Genomic DNA, 20,605 nt, shown 5'->3' with positions numbered 1-20,605 from the left:
TGACGAATTCATTCTTAAATTAGCAATCCATAATACGATATTAGTATCATGATTTTCGTATCAGGTATAAACTGAAGGGATTAATTGTCTTGATATTTATCAAGTTAATTAAATGCACATATTGTCGGTGTTTTAATTGCGTGCAATATTCACCTCATGAGTTTTTTCTCATCTCACAAGCTAAGTGGATAAATAAAAGGAACTATTTTATGAAGCGTTTAACTATTGCTGCAGCAGTACTGTCTACGGTATTTATGAGCGCCGGCGCTTTTGCGGAAACTGACCAGGGCGAGGTTATTATCACCGGGCGCGTTGTGGGTACGACATGTCAATTTCTTGACGGGAATAACTCTACGACCATTACGATGAACCAGGTGGGACAGGAAAGTCTTGCCGGCCTGAGTGCCGGCGCCACCTATACCGGTATTAAAAACAGCACCACGGTGCCATTAAAATTAAAATGTACCGGTAAGCCGCCAAAAATAAGCCTGGCGCGTAACCAGTTTGATACGACTTACCCGAACATTACGAAAAATACCGTAACGGGCGGCGCATCCGGCGTCGGCTTTGTGGTGACGGCAAATAACGCCGAACTGAACGCCGACTCGCTGATCTCGCTCAATGGCGAACCCGATGAAAATGGTGTTTATACCATTGATTTTTCAGCACAGTATGCGCTGGTGGCTCAGGGGTCTTCCGTCACCCAGGGCGATGTAGAGTCGACCGTTACGCTGACCGTGGTAACCGAGTGATGTGGTAACCCGGCGTAACGCAGAGCGTTCGCCGGGTCTCTGTTTACATGGAGTGAAAGAGATGAAAGGATTCATTCTGCTGCTACTGACATTTTTCATCATCCCTGCGCAGGCGGGTATTGTGATCTATGGAACGCGTGTTATTTATCCGGCCGGTAAAAATGAGGTGATGGTACAGTTAATGAATCGCGGCGATCGCGGCGCCCTGGTTCAGGCGTGGATCGACGACGGTAATACATCCATTACTCCGGAGAACATTCGTGTTCCTTTTCTTATCTCCCCGCCGGTGGTGCGCGTCAGAGCCAATACCGGCCAGCAGCTTAAAATTAAAGCATTAGCCAATACGTTACCGCGAAACCAGGAGAGTTTATTTTATCTCAATGTCCTCGATATCCCACCCAATGCCAGCGTGAATGATGGTAAAAATGTGGTGAAGTTTGCAATACAAAACCGGATCAAGCTGTTTTATCGCCCGGAAGGTGTCACTGGCGTTACGCAGGCCAGTTTTCATCATTTAGTCCTGCAGCAAAAAGGCAAAAACTTGTTCCTACAAAATAACAGCGCTAACTGGATCACTATTCCCGAAATTAAAACAAATAACGTTAAGGGAAACAGTAAAGCCATTATGCTGGCACCATTTTCTCAGCAAATTATCACCCTCGGCGGCAGTGTCGCCAGACAGTACAAAATAACTCTTATTGATGATTACGGAAATTATATTAGTGATAGCATCAGCGTAAAATAAAAAGAGGTGGTTATGTTAAGGATGACATCACTGGCCCTGGCGATTATTGCATCATTATTTGCTGAAGCCCTGGCAGCAGAAGAGACCTTTGATACCAACTTTATGTTCGGAGGAATGAAAGGGGTCAAAGACAGTCACTATCAGTTTACAGATGACGCACTGGTTGCGGGCGAATATAACCTGGATGTATATGTCAATAATAAGTGGCGTGGGAAGTATGACCTGACGGTGAAGGAGCAGCCAGGGGAAAGCTGCCTGTCATTATCCCAGCTGCAGCAGCTCGGTATTAAGACCGAGGGGCTGAACAAAAAGGCTCAGGCGCAATGCATCACGTTGCGCCAGGCGGTGCAGGGTGGAAAATACCATTTTGATATCTCCACCCTGACCCTCGAGCTCAGCGTTCCGCAGGCGTTTGTTGATGAACTGGAGGAGGGCTATGCTTCCCCGGAAAGCTGGGACCGCGGGGTAAACGCCTTCTACACGTCCTATTATGCCAGTCAGTATTACAGCGATTATAAAAGCGCCGGGAATAACAAAAGCAGCTTTGCCCGCTTTACCAGCGGCTTAAATCTATTGGGATGGCAACTGCACTCTGACGCCAGCTATAACAATAATGATTCTGGTTCGGGTGAATGGAAGAGTAACACGCTCTATCTGGAACGAGGCTTCGGCGAGATAGAAAGTACGTTTCGCGCCGGGGATATGTACACGTCAGGGGATATTTTCGACACCGTGCGTTTTCGCGGGGTGCGCTTATATCGCGACATGCAGATGTTGCCCAACTCCAGGCGCAACTTTACGCCGATAGTCCAGGGGATTGCGCAAAGCAATGCCCTGGTGACCATTGAGCAAAATGGTTTCGTCATTTATCAGAAAGAGGTGCCGCCCGGTCCCTTTGCGATTGCTGATTTACAGATGGCCGGCGGCGGGGCCGACCTTGACGTGAGCATCAAGGAAGCGGACGGGACGGTCACCCGCTATCTGGTGCCCTTTTCTTCTGTACCCAATATGCTGCAGGCTGGCGTCTCGAAATACGATCTTGCTGCCGGACGCAGCCATATTGAGGGGGCCGATCGGCAGGCTGATTTTATTCAGGGGACCTATCAGTATGGTGTGAATAATCTGCTCACGCTGTACGGCGGTTCGATGCTGTCCAATCACTATTCGGCTTTTACCCTCGGGACGGGCTGGAATACCTGGCTCGGCGCGATCTCTGTCGACGCCACTCAGTCGCATAGCGAACAGGATGATGGCACCTACGATGGTCAAAGCTATCAGGTGGCCTACAGTAAATTCCTGACCCCAACCCAGACCCGTTTTGGCCTGGCGGCCTACCGCTATTCGAGCCGGGATTTCCGCACCTTTAACGATCACGTGTGGGCGAAGAACAGAACTCATTATCACCGTGACGAAAACGATATCTATGATATTGCCGATTATTATCAATATGATTTCGGTAGAAAAAACTCGCTGTCGGTCAATTTAAGCCAGGCGCTGCCGGCGGGCTATGGCGCGATCTCCCTGAGCGCCCTGTGGCGCGACTACTGGGAAAAAAGCGGCAGTAATAAAGATTATCAGCTGGGGTACTCAAACACCTGGCAGCGGCTGACCTATACGCTATCGGCCAGCCAGACCTATGACGATTATCACCACCAGGATAAGCGGTTTAACCTGTATTTCTCTATTCCGTTCAGCTGGGGGGACGATCTGACCACGCCGCGCCGTCGGTTGAATCTGTCGAACTCCACCACCTTTGATAATAGTGGCTTTGCCTCCAATAACACCGGACTCAACGGCATTGCCGGCTCCCGCGATCAGTTCAGCTACGGGGTTAACCTCAGCCATCAGCAGCAAAATAATGAAACCGCCGCGGGGGCGAATCTCACCTGGAATGCGCCGCTGGCGACCCTGAGCGGCAGCTATAGCCAGTCGTCAAACTACACGCAGGCCAGCGGGAGTCTCTCCGGTGGCGTGGTGCTCTGGTCCGGGGGCATCAATCTGGCGAATCGATTATCAGATACCTTCGCGATTTTGCAGGCGCCGGGCCTGGAGGGGGCTCGGGTGAATGGGCAGAAATATCGCACCACTAACGGGAAAGGGATTGTGCTCTATGACAACCTCACGCCGTTCCGTGAAAACGCGCTGATGCTGGATGTGTCGGATTCCCACAGCACCACGGAGCTGAAAGGCAATCGGAAAATGGTGGCCCCGTATCGGGGGGCTGTGGTGGTCAGCCACTTTGATACCGACCAGCGTAAGCCGTGGTTGATTCATGCCCGACAAGCCGCGGGCGAGCCGCTGCCGTTTGGTTATGAAATCGAGGATAACCTCGGGCACAACGTCGGGGTCGTGGGGCAGGGCAGCTTATTATATATCCGCACGGATACGATTCCGTCGACGCTGAAAGTGGCTGTCGATAAAGCAAAAAATCAGTACTGCACGATCACCTTTAAGCAAAACATTGATGAAGCGCAGACCTACGTCTGCCGGTAAAGGACTATGACGATGAAATGGCTACTGTTTCTGCTGTTCACCTTCAGCACTTTTGGCGCCTGGGCAGGGAATTGCGACCTGAACACCAGTTATATCCAGAAAGGGATCGAAGGTTACGGTATCTATATTTTCAAACCCGTGACCCTCTCCGGCACACTGGCGTTACGCGAGGGCACCTTTCCCAATGATGACTGGCTGTTTGTTTGTCAGTCATTAGAGAATGTCGTTATTACCCTGACGGGCGAAGCGCAGCACAGCACCGAGTATAATTTTCTGGTGGGTAATGAAAAATATAAAATTAAATTCGACCTGTCGCCGCATAATTTGTCTGGCAAAGATTTTACCACCAATGCCCACTATAAATTGTCGGATATTTTCACCGATACCGCCTCGATTGACTATGCCATCAGTCAGGGCGAGGTCGCGGGCAGGCCGGTGATCACTCCTGGACAGCCGTTTACGGTAAGTTATAAGCTTAATCTGAGGTACTGTCAGAACAAGGACAAAACGTGCACTGACATCCCCATCACCTATATTTTCCATATTATTCTGCAGATCAACGTGATGACCTGTGGCTTTGATAACCCGACGACGGAAATTAATATGGGTGATTATAATTTCATCGATATTAAACAGGGGACCGTAGATTACCGCCCGGAGATGATCTATATCGATTGCCGGCAGGGGGACTCCGGTATGCTGCAGCTGACGCCGGGCAAAATTGAGTACACCTTCCGGAGCGCATCGCTTCTGAAAAACGGCCTGGTGTTAGCTAACGATGAAGAGTCGTCCGCGACCGGGGCTGGTGAGGTTGGATTCCGTATTCAGGATGCCAACGGCGCGGATATCCATTATGACAATGGCTACCTGTACGAATCGCCTCAGGCCGCTACCCAGGGGAAAAATCCCATCATTCTCAACATCAAGCCCATGAAATATGGTGAGAATATCCGTACCGGAACAATCAAGAGCCGGGTCATTATCGTGGTGAATAACAACTAATCCCGCTTTGCCGTCGGCGGCGCTCCAGGCTAATGTTATCCCAAACGGTCAGGGAAGGCGTACCGCTCACCCTGGCCGGGAGGGCCGGTACACCGCTCGCCGGAGGTGAGAGGGGCGTCCGGCGGTTTACGTCTTTGCACCATGGCATATTGATGAATACTCCGTTTGCGCAACGCGACTGGCGCCTGCTGGCCGCCGGGAGCGGCGGCCTTCTTCTGCTGGCCGCCGGCATCACCTTGCACAGCCACTGGAACGACTTCCTCCAGTGGTGCCTCGCCACGCAAATTACCTTGCATCGCTATCTGGTGATGTACCTTCTGCTGCTGAACAACCATCAGTACAGCGGCGGCGTCTGGCTGCTGGTGGGCGCTTTTCTCTACGGCGTGCTCCACGCTATCGGACCGGGCCACGGCAAGTTTATCGTCACCACTTACCTGAGCACCAATCAGGAGAGCCTGACCGCGGCGCGGGTGGTGCCTTTTCTCGGCAGCCTGCTGCAGGGCGTCAGCGCCATCCTGTTTGTCTTTATTCTCGCGGTGGGGCTGAATCTGGCCGCTGGCGATCTCAGCGCCAGCCGCTGGTACGTCGAGAAGATCAGCGCCCTGACCATCGCCGCCTTTGGGGTTTACGTTATCTGTCGTGCGCTGCAGAGCCTGCTGCCGGGTAAAAGGAGAATACGCGCCCTGAGGCCGGCGCATCAGCATGATGCCTCGTGCGGCTGCGGGCACCACGGCGTGGGACACGACCTGCAGGGCGCCGACTGGAAGACACGCCTGGGCGTGGTGCTGGCCATCGGCGCCCGGCCCTGCAGCGGAGCGATTATGATCCTGCTGTTCGCCAACGCGCTGGGGATCGTCAGCTGGGGCATTGCCGCGGTGATGACCATGGCGCTGGGCACCGCGCTGTCGATCCTTGGTCTGTCACTGGCGGTGCACTATGCCCGTCACCGTACCGTCAACCGGCTGACGGCGACCAGCCGTCCGCGGCCCTGGCTGGTGCCGCTGGTGAAGATCCTCGGCGGGCTGGCGCTGATCCTCTTTGCCGCGACATTGTTTTTCACCGTGGTACCGATCAGCGCTAACGGCGACTTTATCGCCGCCGGCTGTTAACGGCTCTCCAGCAGGCGCATCAATACCCGCAGCGCCTGATCCAGCTGCTGGCGCTCGCCATCGCTGAGCCCCGCCAGCAGCTGCCGTTCATTATCGACATGGGTCTCCACCGCTTCATCGATGCGTTCACGTCCGGCGGGCGTCAGGGCGACCAGCATACTGCGGGCGTCTTCCGGATTGGGCAGGCGGGTAATAAATCCGCGTTTCTCCAATGCCTTCAGGCGATGAGTCATGGTGCCGGAGGTGATCATCAGCGTGGAGAAGAGCTGGGTAGGCGAAAGAATAAACGGCGCCCCGGCGCGGCGCAGCGTCGCCAGCATGTCAAACTCCCAGCGCACCAGCTCATGGCGTGTAAAAGCCACTTCCACCTGCGGCTCCAGCAGCATGGCGCATCGTTTCAGACGGCCAATTGGCCCCATTGGGCTGCAGTCGAGGTCCGGCCGCTCGCGCTGCCACTGGGCGAGGATCCGATCAACGGCGTCGATCGGCGGTGATTTGTCCATAAGTGCTCACTTGTCTTGATATCAAGATAATTGCGTGTACATACTTGCGGCACCAATTTAACTTGAAGTGAAGATAAAATCATGGCTTTTCTCTCGCGTAGTCTGATGCTCGACCTGCTGCTCACGGCGCTGGCGCCCGCTATCTGGGGGACGACCTACATCGTCACCTCCCAGTTTCTTCCCCCCGACCGGCCGTTTATCGCCGCCCTTCTGAGGGTTTTGCCGGCAGGCATCGCCCTGCTGATCTGGAGCCGCCGCTTTCCACAGCGCGGCGAATGGCTAAAGCTTATCGTTACCGGCATCTTAAATATCGGCGCATTTCAGGCGCTGCTGTTTATCGCCGCCTATCGCTTACCCGGCGGTCTGGCGGCAGTGATTGGCGCGATCCAGCCGCTGCTGGTGATGATTCTCGCCTGGTGCGTAGACCGGCAGCGCTCGCCCTGGCTGGCGGTATTCTCAGCCCTCGCCGGCATACTCGGTATGGCCATGCTGCTGCTGTCGCCGCGCACCGTCCTCGACCCGCTGGGCATCGGCGCGGCGTTTCTCGGGGCGATCAGTATGGCGCTGGGCACCTGGCTCTCCCGCCGCTGGGCGCTCTCCCTGCCGATCGTCGCGTTAACCGGCTGGCAGCTGGCGATCGGCGGGGTGGTGCTGGCGCCCGTGGCGCTGATCGTTGATCCCCCTTTACAACAGGTGACAGCGCTGCAGGTGGCCGGCTATCTGTGGCTGTGCGTGGCGGGCGCGATGCTGGCCTATGGCCTGTGGTTCCGGGGGATTGGCCGCCTCTCGCCGGTGGCGGTATCGGCAATGAGCCTGCTGAGCCCGGTGACCGCCGTGGTGTTGGGGTGGATTTTCCTTGGCCAAAAGATCCAGGGGATGGCGCTGGTCGGGCTGATCGTGGTGCTGGCGAGCGTGTTGTCTATTCAGCGCGCGCTGGCGCGTCAGGCGGCGGGGGCAAAAACGAAAAAAGCCCCATAACGGGGCTCGACATTGCTGTGTGCGGGGTGGGCGGCGGGAGCCAGACCAGCCGCCCGCAGGCGGCCTGTCCGGCAGCTCCCTCTGCAACCATTCGCTTATTTAGAGAGCTCGGCGGTCATATGGACCTGGTTGCCGGTGTACGCTTCAGTGATGTGGTAGGAAGCGCCTTGTTCTTTCGCAATGGTCGCGATTTTCGCTTCTGCGCTGTCCAGGGTGTCTGCTGTTACGCTCACCGGATGAGCGAAGCTAGCGAAAGAGACCAGGGAGAGCATACCGGCAGCGGCGAGTAATTTTACGTTTTTCATGGTGTTTGTCCTTTTAACTTTTATGGTGGAAAGCGTGTTTGCTTTCGATGGGCTTATAATAAGTCTGCTAACTATAACGCGCGTGGCAAAAAGTGCGATTTAGATCACATTTTTATGGCGGTCTGATGACGGAGATATGAATGTTTCTCTATTTTTTAATTTAAAAACAATGGATTAGTGATTATTTTTTGATGGGGGTATCACGCGGACTGCCTGCGATCAGAATGTAGAATGCGCCTCATTTACGCGGTTACCATTCGTTGTATGAATTAGTTGGGCGGTTTTTAGCCGCCGTTGGGGCGGATTCGGACGATTCGCAATAGCCCTCTGGCGGCCATTTCGGCATGCTGAAGCGGCCATTTCTCTCATGCCCTGGCGTTAGGCTTTCCGCGCTGTAAACATCCATCACCCCGTTTTGATCTATCAATAAGCATTTATTAATAGTTATCGATTATCTGTTATATAACTTAATGAAACGTGAACAAATGTATATTTGTCGGCGAATAAATAGCATTCTTTGACGCCGATAGCACCAGCGAACTTATATTTTTAAGTTCGTTACCTGACGCCTTAAATATTGCGGCTCCCGGTCAGTCGAAGATTCTATTAGCAGTGGCATAAATCAGCATCGCCTGATGTTTCTGGTTCTATGCGAATTCACAGTGTGCTCATTGATTCGTAATTCACTCTGACAAGGAAATGGCAATGAAAAAGGTTCTTCTCTCTGCAGCAATGGCAACCGCGTTTTTTGGCATGACTGCTGCCCATGCAGCTGATACCAATGTTGGCGGCGGCCAGGTTAATTTCTTCGGTAAAGTTACCGATGTATCCTGTACTGTTTCTGTTAACGGCCAGGGCAGCGATGCGAACGTTTACCTGTCTCCGGTAACTCTGACTGAAGTTAAAGCGGCAGCAGCGGATACTTACCTGAAACCGAAATCTTTCACCATTGACGTCTCTAACTGCCAGGCTGCTGACGGCACCAAACAGGATGACGTAAGCAAACTGGGCGTAAACTGGACCGGCGGTAACCTGCTGGCTGGCGCTACCAGCAAACAACAGGGCTACCTGGCGAACACCGAAGCTTCCGGTGCTCAGAACATCCAGCTGGTACTGTCTACTGACAACGCTACCGCGCTGACCAACAAAATCATCCCGGGTGACAGCACTCAGCCGAAAGCGAAAGGCGACGCTTCCGCTGTCGCTGATGGCGCGCGTTTCACCTACTACGTAGGCTACGCCACCAGCGCGCCGACCACTGTGACCACTGGTGTGGTTAACAGCTACGCGACTTACGAAATTACTTACCAGTAATTCCGTCAGAAAATAAAACTGCCCCGCGATGGGGCAGTTAATAACAATAATAAAGCGGCGATGACCGCCGCTTGTATTTTTATTCTGAGGTCAGCATGAAGCGTATTGCCCTTTTTTTCTGTTTCATTTTTAGTTTTGCGGCCCACGCCAACAATATTATTGTTAACGGTACCCGCTTTATTTATCCAGGAAATGAAAAAGAAATAACGGTACAGCTTTCAAATAACGCCGACCGTCCGGCGCTGGCGCAGGCCTGGCTGGATAACGGCGATGCCGATGCCACACCGGATACCATTACCACCCCGTTTATTATCACCCCGCCGATTTCGCGCGTTGACGCCAAGAGCGGCCAGACGCTGCGTATTAAGCTCGGCAGCAGCGCCGGTCTGGCGAAAGATAAAGAGACGCTGTGGTGGCTGAATCTGTTGGAAATACCGCCGGTGGTGGCCAATCAGAAAAATGAAGGCCAGAACGTGCTGCAGCTGGCGATCCGTTCGCGCTTTAAATTTATTTATCGTCCTGCCGGACTGGGCAACCGCGATGCGGCGGCCGAGAAGCTGACCCTGACCGCCAGCGGCAGTAGTCTCGCCATCAACAACCCGACGCCGTTCTACATTACCGTCAGCCGTATTTCCCGCGACGGCGGTAAAGCCCTGAACAGCAAAACCGTGATGCTGGCGCCGCAGTCCAGCCAGACGGTGGCGCTTTCCTCAGCCGTCAACCGCGGCGAAACCCTGACCGTTAACAACATTAATGACTATGGCGCCGATGTCGCAGTGAAAGTGGCCGTTAAATAAGGGAAAAGCTAATGAAGCAGAGGTCATTCTGCCCGGGAAGATTAAGCACCGCGATCGCCATCGCGCTGTGCTGCTTTCCGCCATTTTCCAGCGGACAGGAAAACCCGGGAACGGTATATCAATTTAACGACGGCTTTATTGTCGGCAGTCGCGAAAAGGTCGACCTGTCACGCTTCTCGACCAGCGCGATTACCGAAGGCACTTACTCCCTTGACGTCTACACCAACGACGAATGGAAAGGGCGCTACGATCTGCGCATCGCGCGCGACAAAGACGGTAACCTTGGGGTCTGCTACACCAAAGCGATGCTGACGCAGTACGGCATCGCGGCGGAAAAGCTCAATCCGCAGCTGAGCGAACAGGAAGGCTACTGCGGTAGCCTCAAATCCTGGCGCAACGAAGACAACGTCAAAGACAACCTGGTCCAGTCCTCCCTGCGGTTGAACATTTCGGTGCCGCAGATCTATGAAGATCAACGCCTGAAAAACTATGTCAGCCCGGAGTTCTGGGACAAAGGCATTACCGCGCTTAATCTTGGCTGGATGGCCAACGCCTGGAACAGCCACACCTCTTCGGTCGGCGGGTCGGATAACAGCAGCGCCTACCTTGGCGTCAATGCCGGCCTGTCGTGGGACGGCTGGCTGCTGAAGCATATCGGTAACCTGAACTGGCAGCAGCAGCAGGGTAAAGCGCACTGGAACAGCAACCAGACCTATCTCCAGCGGCCGATCCCGCAGATCAACTCCATTGTCAGCGGTGGGCAGATCTTTACCAATGGTGAATTTTTCGACACCATCGGTCTGCGTGGGGTTAATCTTTCCACCGATGACAATATGTTCCCGGACGGCATGCGCTCCTATGCCCCGGAAATTCGCGGCGTGGCGCAGAGCAACGCCCTCGTCACCGTGCGTCAGGGCAGCAACATTATCTATCAGACCACCGTTCCGCCGGGGCCGTTTACGCTGCAGGATGTCTATCCATCCGGCTATGGCAGCGATCTTGAGGTTTCAGTTAAAGAGGCGGATGGCTCGGTGGAAGTGTTCAGCGTGCCTTACGCCTCCGTTGCTCAGCTGCTGCGTCCGGGCATGACCCGCTACGCGCTCTCCGCCGGTAAAGTGGACGACAGCGGGCTGCGCAATAAGCCGATGCTCTATCAGGCGACCTGGCAGCACGGGATCAATAACCTGCTGACCGGCTACACCGGGGTCACCGGCTTTGACGACTATCAGGCCTTCCTGGTGGGCACCGGGATGAACACCGGCATCGGCGCCCTCTCTTTTGACGTCACCCATTCTCGGCTGAAAAGCGATAGCCATGATGACTCGGGGCAGAGCTATCGCGCCACCTTTAACCGCATGTTCACTGATACCCAGACCAGCATCGTGCTGGCGGCGTATCGCTACTCGACGAAAGGTTATTACAACCTCAACGACGCGCTGTACGCCGTCGATCAGGAAAAAAACAGCCGCAGCAACTACACCCTGTGGCGGCAAAAAAACGGCATGACCTTCACGGTAAACCAGAACCTGCCTGACGGCTGGGGCGGGTTTTACCTCAGCGGTCGTATTTCCGATTACTGGAACCGCTCCGGGACCGAGAAGCAGTATCAGGTCAGCTATAACAATTCGTTTGGTCGTCTCTCCTGGTCGGCGAGCGCCCAGCGCGTCTATACCCCGGACAGCTCCGGCCATCGCCGCGACGATCGCATTTCACTCAACTTCAGCTACCCGCTGTGGTTTGGCGACAACCACACCGCCAACCTGACGTCGAACACCTCGTTCAACAACTCGCGCTTTGCCAGCTCGCAGATTGGTATCAACGGTTCGCTGGACAGTGAAAACAACCTTAACTACGGCGTGTCGACCACCACCGCCACCGGCGGTCAGCATGATGTGGCGCTCAACGGCAGCTACCGTACGCCATGGACCACCCTCAACGGCAGCTACAGCCAGGGCGAAGGCTATCGTCAGAGCGGCATTGGCGCCAGCGGGACGATGATCGCCCACAGCGGCGGCGTGGTGCTCTCACCGGAAAGCGGCTCGACGATGGCGCTGATTGAAGCCAAAGACGCGGCCGGCGCTATGCTCCCGGGATCGCCGGGCACCCGCGTGGACAGCAATGGTTACGCCATCCTGCCGTATCTGCGCCCGTACCGAATTAACGCCGTCGAGATCGACCCGAAAGGCAGCCATGACGACGTGGCCTTCGATCGCACCGTGGCGCAGGTTGTGCCGTGGGAAGGCAGCGTGGTTAAGGTGGCGTTTGGCACCACGGTGCAGAACAACCTCACCCTGCAGGCGCGCCAGGCGAACCATGAGCCGCTGCCGTTTGCGGCGAGTATTTTCTCCCCCGACGGCAAGGAGATCGGCGTCGTCGGTCAGGGCAGCATGATGTTTATCAGCGATGCGAACGCCAAACGCGCGATTGTGAAGTGGAGCGGCGGGCAGTGTTCGGTGGATCTGGGACAGCAAACAACAAAGGATAGCGTATGTCGCTGAGGAAATTACTGACGCTTTTTATCGTCTTGATGGCGCTGGGCACCACCTCGTCCTGGGCCGTCTGTACGCGCCTTTCTTCGCCAACGGTGATGCTGGACATGGTGGTGGGCAGGGTGGTGGTACCCCCGGATCTGCCGGTGGGTTCGGTGATCCTTACCCGCGACTGGACGATGAGCGCCCCCGGCGGGGCGAGCTATCGCTGTACCTCCGGCACCAACCGCTTCGCGGCGAAGATCGTGTCGCCAGGGGCCACGGACCTGGGGAATAAAATTTATTCCACCAACGTGCCGGGAATTGGTATGCGTTTCAGCCGCGGCGGCGCGACGGTGAATATCGTCTATCCCGACGTCTATTCGTCCCGAGTGTATAACACCACCAACTATTCCCTTGAAGGATCACGTTTTACGCTGGAGATTATCAAAACCGCGGCAACCACCGGCAGCGGTACCCTCGCGGCGGGAAAATACACCTCCTACGACTGGGAGAGCGGCGGCAACCCGATCCTCGAAACCTATCTGAGCGCCAACGCGATCACCGTGGTCTCGCCCTCCTGTTCGGTATTGAGTGGGAAAAATATGAATGTTGATGTGGGTGCCATTAGACGTACTGACCTGAAAGGGGTTGGCACCACCGCGGGCGGGAAGGATTTTAATATTGAGCTGCAGTGCAGCGGCGGCCTGAGTGAAACGGGATATGCCAACATCAGCACCTCTTTCTCCGGCACCCTGGCTACCAGCACCACCGCCACCATGGGCGCCTTGCTGAATGAAAAGGCCGGCAGCGGGATGGCGAAAGGCGTCGGCATCCAGGTGCTGAAGGATGGATCCCCGCTGCAGTTTAATAAGAAATATACCGTTGGCCGCTTGAATAATCAGGAGACCCGCTACATCACCATACCGCTGCACGCGCGCTTTTATCAGTATGGCCCGACGACCAGCACCGGCGAGGTGGAGTCGCATATGATCTTTAACCTGACGTACGATTAATACGGGAGGGGGAATGAAGGGATTGCCGAAACATACTATCGCGTGGCTGCTGCTCTGCGGCAGCCTCGCCGTCCCCTCGGCGTGGGGTTTCGAGACTAATTACGACCGCGGACGGGTCGATTTTGCCGGGCGGGTGACGGATATCTCCTGCAGCGTCGCGCTCAATGGCGGCCAGAATGCCGGCAGCGGCAACGTCTGGCTGGCGCCGGTCAGCCTGGCGGAAGTGCACGATCGCGGGGCCGGCGCGTTTATGAAGCCGCAGCCTTTTACCCTGGCGCTGTCAAACTGCCAGCTACGTCATGACGGCGGCGCCGCTTCGCAGGACGAGGTGCGGCGGGTCAGCGTTCGCTGGATCGACGGTTTTTTACTGACGGCGGTCGGCAATGAGAACGCGGGCTATCTGGCTAATACCTTGCCAGACGGCGCGCAGAATATTTATCTGGCGCTGTCGACCAATGATAATAATACGCTGGATAAGAGTAATAAAATTGTCCCTGCGGATCCGCAGCAAAATCAGGTGCATTTACAGGAAAACGCGGTCAGCGGCGGCCTGTTCACCTATTATGTGGGCTACGTTTCGCCGACCCCGAAAAGCGCCACCAGCGGGCCAATTACCAGCTGGGCAACGTGGGAATTAGTTTATAATTAAGCGGGACGAAAAAGCCGGGCAAGCCCGGCTTTTTTATATGCCAATATCGTCGGCAACCAGTTGCTCAATGCTGACTTCCTGCCAGTAATGCCCCTGAATAGCAAACCACTCCATACCCTGCAGCCATTTTTTATGGGCTTCGCTTTCCACGCCTTCAATAATCACGTTGTGATGATTGCGGGATAAAAAGGTGACCAGCGCATCCATCAGCTGACGGCCGGACTCTTTGCGCATCAGATGCCAGAAAAAATCTTTATCAATTTTGACATAGTCAAAATGATAACCGCTGATGGCGTTAATCCCCGCGTAGCCAGAGCCGAAGTCATCGAGCCACAGCGAGGTATCCTGCGGGCTTTGCCAGGCGGCCAGGGAATTATTCAGAAGTTTCTCGGCGTTTTCGGTCACTTCAAAATGGACGCAGGTCAGGGCGGCGATTTTCTCTTTTATTTCCTTCTGGCGCAGCAGAGTCAGGATATGGTCATCAACGTTAATGGTAGCGGAAATATGGTTACGTAAAAACCATGCTTTATGCTGTTCAATCAACCCCAGTTGCTCGAGAAAAATACGTTCACGAACTGCCGCGGTGGCATGGCGGAAAAAATATTCTGGCGAAACGGGAAGATTATCGAAGCGGCTTAAGCATTCAACCGCGACTAAGGTACCTTGTGGGGAAAACATTTTCTGAAAGACGTAGCGTACAGCGATATCATTACGAGATAAAATGTTGTCTTCGAATATTTTAGTGTTCATTATCCCTCTTCACGAGGTTAGTCAGACAATAAGCAGAGGATAGGTTAATTATAGGCTACCTGATGATTAATGGGAATGGCAGGAAATGTAAATCAACAACGAATAAGTACGCTTTATCCGCTATTGATTTACCTCTGCGTAATTTAGCATTGATGGAGGGCGGCAATACGCTGGTTCATCGTGCGGGAATTATCAATGCCCAGCTTTTGCATGATATGGATTCGATGGCTGTGGACCGTTTTATGGGCAATGCCGAGCAGGGCGGCAATCCGCTTATTATTATTGTTGGCAATCAGCAGCTCGAGGATCTGGCACTCCCGCGGCGACAGTTGTTTGCGCAATCGTCGCGGCGGTTGTTCGCTGGCGCCCTTCGCCCGCTGGATAATAGAAGCAAACATAGATAGCGGCGATTTTTCACTAATAATCATGGCATTATCGACGGTTATTAACTCTCTGCACAGTCCGGCAATGTCGCTTTTTATCATCAGCACCGGCTGCTGGCAGCGTTGCAGGGAAAGGCGGAGCGCATTCAATAGATCAACGATTCTGATGGCAGAAATATCCTTATTGATTAAATTGAAAATAACCGTTTGGGCCTCAGGCAGCTGTTTCCCATGGATGACTTCGTCATAGCCAAAACGGGTGGCGTTTTCATGACTATCAATAAGGTAGTGATAGATTGAGTGACCAATGAGATTATCATTGGTGTACAGCAATATACTTTCCAAGGGTATCAGATTCTCTTTTTTCGCTTGGCTTCTAAGATCAGGTCCAGCAGAATTTTCTCTATTCTGCGCTGGTCGTCGAGATGGCGGAACTTAAACTGGCAGGATATCTGATAGTAGCTTTCGCTCTCTTCATTAGGGTCATCAAGGGTGATAATAATGACATTCTTTACCACCAGGTCGATGGTGATCTCGCCATATTCCGCCAGCATCAGTACGGCGTTTTTCAGCAATGCGTTATGACTGAGGAATTTCAGATTCGGCGTTTTGGTCATCAGTGCGCAACCGCCGTCTGAAATGTCCTTGATGTCGAAAAGATAGTTTTCGCCATTTTTATGGCGACCGCGGCAATAAAAATCATGCTCGTGGCGTAAACGAAAGCGGGGATCGCGGCGACGCTGCACCACCTGCAGGCATTCAGGCAAGGAAAAGGCGTAGCGGATACCTTTATCGACACCGCTATTGTCATGTTTTGTCAGGGCCGCATTAAACTCTATTTTCCCTGAATCGCTATGCAGGAGAAAGCGAATTTTATGCCCGGGCGGGATTTTGCGATGGGTCTGAATATGGAACTCGGCAAAGTCCACGCGCGTCAGTTGGGTTATGATACTGGTGTTGTTAAAAAATATTTCAATTTCAGTACGTTTGCGCAACTCCTCTCTGAAAATAGCAATAATTTCATACTTACTGGTCTTTATCGTTCCCTCTGTCATGTGCATCCCTTGTAAATAGTTGTCGTGAGGCGTTTGATTTTTCTTATAGCAATAGCAACATTCTGATTGGGTTAATCAGATGTTTTTATGAGCGTTTGATGTTATTGACTATCTTTGCAGCCAGATTGATATGTATAAACTTGGAATTCGATATTGTGTTTCCTGTAATCAAGCGTTTCAAATTTTGGTCATGACAAAAACGACAACGGCCTCCAAGCTGGAGACCGGTCGAAGGATAAAAAACTTAAGTTTAATTAACGGGGATAATGAGAGAACGATCGTCGATCACGCCCCATTTGTAGGATCTATAGTGCCAGCAGTGATGAGGTTTTTCCAGGCAAATATTGAGGAGGGAAGTCGTTCCCTCCTTTCGGCCTGACGGGTCAGGGATGCTTGCGGGTGGCGATATTATCCAGGGTGCGCAGCGCATCCGCCGGCAAAATTAGCCCGGCGGCGGCAATATTTTCCGCCAGGTGCGTCCGGGATGAGGTGCCTGGGATCAGCAGAATATTGGGCGCGCGCTGGAGTAGCCAGGCGAGGGCGACCTGCATCGGCGTCGCCTCAAGCGAGGCCGCGACCTCGTTCAGCTCCTGCGCCTGCAGGGGAGTAAAACCGCCCAACGGGAAGAAGGGAACCCAGGCGATGTGCTGGGCGGCCAGCGCATCCACCAGCGCGTCGTCGGCGCGATGGGCAATGTTATAGAGGTTTTGCACGCAGACGATAGGCGTCATTTTCTGTGCATCCGCCACCTGCTTTGCCGTCACGTTGCTGAGGCCAATATGGCGGATCAATCCTCGCTCCTTCAGCTCCAGCAGGGTGGCGAGCGGCGCCTCCAGCGACCCTTCTACCGGGCCGTGGGGGCTCAGCATACTGCGCAGGTTCACCACCTCCAGCACGTCGAGCCCCAGGTGACGCAAATTGTCCTCGACGGCCTGGGTCAGTTCAGCGGGCGACATGGCCGGCAGCCAGTTGCCTTTCTCGTCACGACGGGCGCTGACCTTGGTGACAATGCACAGATCGTCGGGGTAGGGGTGGAGCGCTTTGCGGATCAGCTGATTGGTCACATGGGGGCCATAGAAATCCGAGGTATCGATATGGTTTACCCCGGCTTCGACGGCGGCCTGCAGCACGCGCACCGCTTCTTCTGGATCTTTCGGCGGGCCGAAAACGCCGGGGCCGGCCAGCTGCATGGCGCCGTAACCCAACCGATAGACCTGGCGATCGCCGAGCGTGCCGCGACCGGATAAGGTGACACTGGACATAGGAACTCTCCTCACGGTGGCTAAGCCGTAAGTGTAATGCGCTAACAAGGAAGAGAAGGGTGAGAATATTGTCAGAATGTGCGACAGCGGCTCAGGCAAGCCGCTGTCGCCGGAGACGGATTAGCCGAAGAACATCACGGAGACGCAGAGCAGGCCGACCACCAGAGTGATGGCGTTACCCACCGAGCGATACGCCTTCAGCGCCGGGATAAGCCAGGTTGACAGCGTGGGCATGATAAACAAGATCATGGCGATAAGCGGTCCGCTGATGGCGTAGATCATCGAGATCGCATTCGGGTTGATAAAGCACACCGCAAAGGTGAAGGCAGAGACCAGCATGATCGACATCGCGCGGTTGAAGGCGCGGCTCTTGCGCACGCCCATCAGGCCCAGCGAGCTTTTGACGATTTCGCTGGCGCCTTCAATGACCCCGAAGTAGGTGCCGAGAAAGGATTTCGACATGGCGACCACGGCGACAATAATGCCGGTCACCGCCAGCCAGCCCGGCGCGCCCGGCACCATCGACAGGGCGGAGAGGATGGTCACCCCCTGATCGCGGGCGGTCTCAATATAGGTCGCCGGGATGGCCAGCAGGCAGCTGAAGACGAAAAACAGCACGCTGGCGCAGATGATGGTATAGGCCACCTTCATGATTTTTTTGCATTTACCCATGGCCAGGTCGGCGTGCTTCTCCTGCTGGTCGATAGCAAAAGTCGAGATGATCGGCGTATGGCTAAAAGCGAAAACCATCACGGGTATGGAGATCCAGACCTGGTGGAGCGTCTGCGAGCTGAACTGCATCTGGCTGGTGAGATGTTCCGGATGCCAGTCGCGGATTAAATAGAGGGAGAGAAACAGGAAGCAGGCGATAAGCGGGAAGACCAGAAAGCCCATCACCTTGATGGTGATTTGCCGGCCCATGAGAAAGATCAGGTTAAGGACCAGCACGACCCCCAGGCTCAGCAGCGCGCGTAGCGCAGGCGTCATCGGCGTGCGATGTGCCACCTGCTCGGCCAGCGAGTTGGTGATGGCCACGGCGTAGATCAGCACGACCACAAAGAAGGCGAGGAAATAGAGCCCGGTGATCAGGTTGCCAATTTTCTTACCATAGTAGTGATTTACTGCGCCGGTGATCCCGGTTCCCGGCGCGATATTGGCCGAGAGAATAAACTGGCTCAGCGCTTTGTGAGGCCAGTAGGTGAGCGGCCAGGCGACCAGCGCGGTGATGAAAAGGACAATGGCGCCAGCCGAACCCAGCTGGATCGGTAGAAATAGCGTCCCAGCGCCTACTGCAGTGCCATATAAGGCAAAACTCCATAGAGTTTCTTCTTTAGACCAAATTTTAGACATTATGCGACTTTATCAACCGTCAAACCAAAAAAAAGGAGTGCAATTTACCATATTTATGGTTCGTCTGTTGCGATAGTTTTTGGTGATAAAGTGGCAGCGGATCGCGAAGGATCCGCCGCGAGGCTAGCCGCGCGCCGCCTGGCGCGGGCGGCGGTGACGGATAACGCGCTCGCGCAGGGTGTCCCAGACCCAGTTAAACGCCATGGTGTAGGGCAGGAAGAAGAGCATGAAGCCGATCTCCAGCATAAACGCCTGCAGCAGCGATACCCCCAGCACGATGGCTACCATGGTGACGCCGATGATAACAAAGCCGGTCTCGAAGCCGATCGCGTGCAGCGCCCGCACTTTCAGCCGGCGAGGGACGCGGGAGACTGGCCACAGGCGATCGAAAGCCGCGTTATAAATGATGTTCCATACCATCGCCAGGGTGGCGAGCAGAATGCTCAGTCCGCCCATCTCCACCACCGAACGCTGCATCAGCCAGGCGGCGGTGGGGGCGAGGATCAGCGTCGCCAGCCCTTCGAAGGTGATGGCGTGGATAACGCGCTCGGTGAGCGTCTTGCGCTGATGTGGGGTCTGTTGCATGGCGAGCTACCTCCAGTTTTAGCCTGAACAGGAAATTACCCGGCAGTTTATGGAAAAATGTGATAAACAAAAGATAGAAACCATCGATAAAGTAGATACATCATGCGTTATTCACCGGAAGCGTTAACCGCCTTTGTCGAGGCCGTTGACAGCGGGTCGTTCTCCGCCGCCGCCCGTCGCCTGCGCAAAAGCCAGTCGACGATCAGTACCGCTATCGCCAACCTGGAGGCTGACCTCGGGGTGACCCTCTTCGATCGGGCAACGCGGCAGCCGACGCTGACGCCGCAGGGGGAGCAGGTGCTGAGCTATGTCAAAGCGATCCTCGCCGCCAGCGAGCGGCTGGATGAGCTGGCGGTATCGCTGTCCGGCGAGACGGAGCCGCGGCTGACCTTTGTGCTCTCGGACACCCTGCACCCGGACGTGCTGGAAGATCTGCTTGTGCAGTTTGACCGCCGCTTCCCTCATACCGAATTTGAATGCTTGATTGGCGAAGATGAGGACGTGATCGATCTCCTGCAAAAATCCCGCGCCCAGGTGGGACTGATTGAGGCGAGAGAGCGCTACCCGACCGATATCGGCAGCACCCGCCTGCCGCTGCAGACGGCGATGGGCATTTACGTGGCGCCTGACCATCCGCTGGCGGGGCAGGGCAAGGTTGTCTGGGATGAGCTGCGCAGCTGGCGCGAGCTGCGTTTGAGCACCTTTCTGGCCAGCGCGACGGAGCCTGCCGCCGGGCAGGTCTGGTCGGCGCCAAACTACCTGCTGCTGCTCAGCATGGCGGTGCAGGGCTTCGGCTGGTGCATTCTGCCCTGTGCGCTGGTGGCGGAGTTTGCGCCGCAGGGCGGACTGGTGGCGCTCGATATCCCCGGCTGGCCGCGGGCGATTTCGGTGGATCTGCTGTGGAATAAGAAAGCGCCGCCCGGGGCGGCCGGCAGCTGGCTGCGTCAGCATCTGCAGCGGCGTGAGCGTTAACGAATAGCTATTTCTTTGTGATTGGCTTCACTTTTTTTAAACAATTACAAAGTTTTTTGATAACAATTATCTAGTATATCGCTGTTTCTTTGCGCAAAAGCACGGGCAGGGGTAGAG

Annotated in this window: 20 protein-coding genes; 12 read left to right on the top strand and 8 right to left on the bottom strand. The window is 54.8% G+C overall.

From position 1 onward, the window contains the following. Nucleotides 1-209: 209 nt before the first annotated feature. From yehD to ACQUTI_RS15320, 5 genes are all read left to right on the top strand, one after another. A complete protein-coding gene (yehD, locus tag ACQUTI_RS15340; RefSeq protein WP_004205371.1) occupies nucleotides 210-752 on the top strand; it encodes a fimbrial protein YehD in 543 nt (180 codons plus the stop codon). Between the two features lie 61 nt (nucleotides 753-813). Beyond that, entirely contained in the window at nucleotides 814-1,497 is a 684-nt protein-coding gene (locus ACQUTI_RS15335) for a fimbria/pilus periplasmic chaperone (protein ID WP_122542330.1), read from the top strand. Between the two features lie 12 nt (nucleotides 1,498-1,509). Next, nucleotides 1,510-3,990 carry a fimbrial biogenesis outer membrane usher protein gene (locus tag ACQUTI_RS15330; protein WP_117263495.1) on the top strand — a complete coding sequence of 827 codons (2,481 nt, stop codon included), beginning with the start codon at nucleotides 1,510-1,512 and terminating at the stop codon, nucleotides 3,988-3,990. Between the two features lie 12 nt (nucleotides 3,991-4,002). Next, nucleotides 4,003-4,992 (top strand): fimbrial protein, encoded by a 990-nt coding sequence (locus tag ACQUTI_RS15325; RefSeq protein ID WP_122542332.1) that lies wholly within the window; start codon nucleotides 4,003-4,005, stop codon nucleotides 4,990-4,992. 152 nt (nucleotides 4,993-5,144) lie between these two features. After that, complete coding sequence (locus ACQUTI_RS15320; protein ID WP_186602143.1) at nucleotides 5,145-6,101, top strand: nickel/cobalt transporter; 957 nt, start codon at nucleotides 5,145-5,147, stop codon at nucleotides 6,099-6,101. Here ACQUTI_RS15320 and ACQUTI_RS15315 read toward each other — a convergent pair. Next, the gene (locus ACQUTI_RS15315; RefSeq protein ID WP_004205381.1) at nucleotides 6,098-6,604 is read right to left on the bottom strand and encodes a MarR family winged helix-turn-helix transcriptional regulator; all 507 of its coding nucleotides are present in this window, start codon (nucleotides 6,602-6,604) and stop codon (nucleotides 6,098-6,100) included. The genes ACQUTI_RS15320 and ACQUTI_RS15315 overlap by 4 nt on opposite strands. 81 nt (nucleotides 6,605-6,685) lie before the next feature. Between ACQUTI_RS15315 and ACQUTI_RS15310 the strand changes: the two genes are divergently transcribed. Then, nucleotides 6,686-7,582 (top strand): EamA family transporter, encoded by an 897-nt coding sequence (locus ACQUTI_RS15310; RefSeq protein ID WP_049004094.1) that lies wholly within the window; start codon nucleotides 6,686-6,688, stop codon nucleotides 7,580-7,582. 95 nt (nucleotides 7,583-7,677) lie between these two features. On the opposite strand, the gene ACQUTI_RS15305 is transcribed toward ACQUTI_RS15310, so the two are convergent. Next, the gene (locus ACQUTI_RS15305) at nucleotides 7,678-7,887 is read right to left on the bottom strand and encodes a DUF1471 domain-containing protein (protein WP_002916131.1); all 210 of its coding nucleotides are present in this window, start codon (nucleotides 7,885-7,887) and stop codon (nucleotides 7,678-7,680) included. 705 nt (nucleotides 7,888-8,592) lie between these two features. Between ACQUTI_RS15305 and mrkA the strand changes: the two genes are divergently transcribed. The 5 genes from mrkA (at nucleotide 8,593) to mrkF (ending at nucleotide 14,131) form a co-directional block, all read left to right on the top strand. Continuing rightward, nucleotides 8,593-9,201, top strand: coding sequence for a type 3 fimbria major subunit MrkA (mrkA, locus tag ACQUTI_RS15300; RefSeq protein ID WP_000756959.1), 609 nt, complete (start codon nucleotides 8,593-8,595; stop codon nucleotides 9,199-9,201). 95 nt (nucleotides 9,202-9,296) lie between these two features. Further along, a complete protein-coding gene (gene mrkB / locus ACQUTI_RS15295) occupies nucleotides 9,297-9,998 on the top strand; it encodes a type 3 fimbria chaperone MrkB (protein WP_000820818.1) in 702 nt (233 codons plus the stop codon). Between the two features lie 11 nt (nucleotides 9,999-10,009). Continuing rightward, nucleotides 10,010-12,496, top strand: a complete 2,487-nt coding sequence (gene mrkC / locus ACQUTI_RS15290; protein ID WP_428923312.1) for a type 3 fimbria usher protein MrkC — start codon at nucleotides 10,010-10,012, stop codon at nucleotides 12,494-12,496. After that, entirely contained in the window at nucleotides 12,487-13,482 is a 996-nt protein-coding gene (gene mrkD / locus ACQUTI_RS15285) for a type 3 fimbria adhesin subunit MrkD (protein ID WP_004205385.1), read from the top strand. The genes mrkC and mrkD overlap by 10 nt, the downstream gene beginning before the upstream one ends. 13 nt (nucleotides 13,483-13,495) lie before the next feature. Continuing rightward, nucleotides 13,496-14,131 (top strand): type 3 fimbria minor subunit MrkF, encoded by a 636-nt coding sequence (gene mrkF / locus ACQUTI_RS15280; RefSeq protein WP_032456584.1) that lies wholly within the window; start codon nucleotides 13,496-13,498, stop codon nucleotides 14,129-14,131. Nucleotides 14,132-14,164: 33 nt separating this feature from the next. Here the strand turns inward: mrkF and mrkJ are convergent, their stop codons facing one another. The 6 genes from mrkJ to ACQUTI_RS15250 form a co-directional block, all read right to left on the bottom strand. Further along, on the bottom strand, nucleotides 14,165-14,881 hold the full coding sequence (mrkJ, locus tag ACQUTI_RS15275) for a cyclic-di-GMP phosphodiesterase MrkJ (protein WP_004205387.1): 717 nt from the start codon (nucleotides 14,879-14,881) through the stop codon (nucleotides 14,165-14,167). Between the two features lie 143 nt (nucleotides 14,882-15,024). Further along, a complete protein-coding gene (gene mrkI / locus ACQUTI_RS15270; RefSeq protein ID WP_025999151.1) occupies nucleotides 15,025-15,609 on the bottom strand; it encodes a transcriptional regulator MrkI in 585 nt (194 codons plus the stop codon). Nucleotides 15,610-15,614: 5 nt separating this feature from the next. Continuing rightward, nucleotides 15,615-16,319 carry a transcriptional activator MrkH gene (gene mrkH / locus ACQUTI_RS15265; protein WP_004205390.1) on the bottom strand — a complete coding sequence of 235 codons (705 nt, stop codon included), beginning with the start codon at nucleotides 16,317-16,319 and terminating at the stop codon, nucleotides 15,615-15,617. Nucleotides 16,320-16,702: 383 nt separating this feature from the next. Beyond that, on the bottom strand, nucleotides 16,703-17,581 hold the full coding sequence (locus ACQUTI_RS15260; protein WP_017899257.1) for an aldo/keto reductase family oxidoreductase: 879 nt from the start codon (nucleotides 17,579-17,581) through the stop codon (nucleotides 16,703-16,705). 120 nt (nucleotides 17,582-17,701) lie between these two features. Then, nucleotides 17,702-18,931 (bottom strand): amino acid permease, encoded by a 1,230-nt coding sequence (locus ACQUTI_RS15255; protein ID WP_428923311.1) that lies wholly within the window; start codon nucleotides 18,929-18,931, stop codon nucleotides 17,702-17,704. A gap of 123 nt (nucleotides 18,932-19,054) precedes the next feature. Continuing rightward, entirely contained in the window at nucleotides 19,055-19,516 is a 462-nt protein-coding gene (locus tag ACQUTI_RS15250; protein ID WP_017899256.1) for a multidrug/biocide efflux PACE transporter, read from the bottom strand. Between the two features lie 102 nt (nucleotides 19,517-19,618). On the opposite strand from ACQUTI_RS15250, the gene ACQUTI_RS15245 reads away from it, so the two are divergent. Then, nucleotides 19,619-20,488 (top strand): LysR family transcriptional regulator, encoded by an 870-nt coding sequence (locus ACQUTI_RS15245; RefSeq protein WP_004205395.1) that lies wholly within the window; start codon nucleotides 19,619-19,621, stop codon nucleotides 20,486-20,488. The last annotated feature ends 117 nt before the right edge of the window (nucleotides 20,489-20,605 follow it).

This window comes from Klebsiella sp. 7-CIP_Kleb. (assembly GCF_050378655.1).
GTDB classification, from domain to species: domain Bacteria; phylum Pseudomonadota; class Gammaproteobacteria; order Enterobacterales; family Enterobacteriaceae; genus Klebsiella; species Klebsiella quasipneumoniae.
Note: the sequence above shows the minus strand (reverse complement) of the source record. Positions and strands in the feature narration are given on the sequence as shown.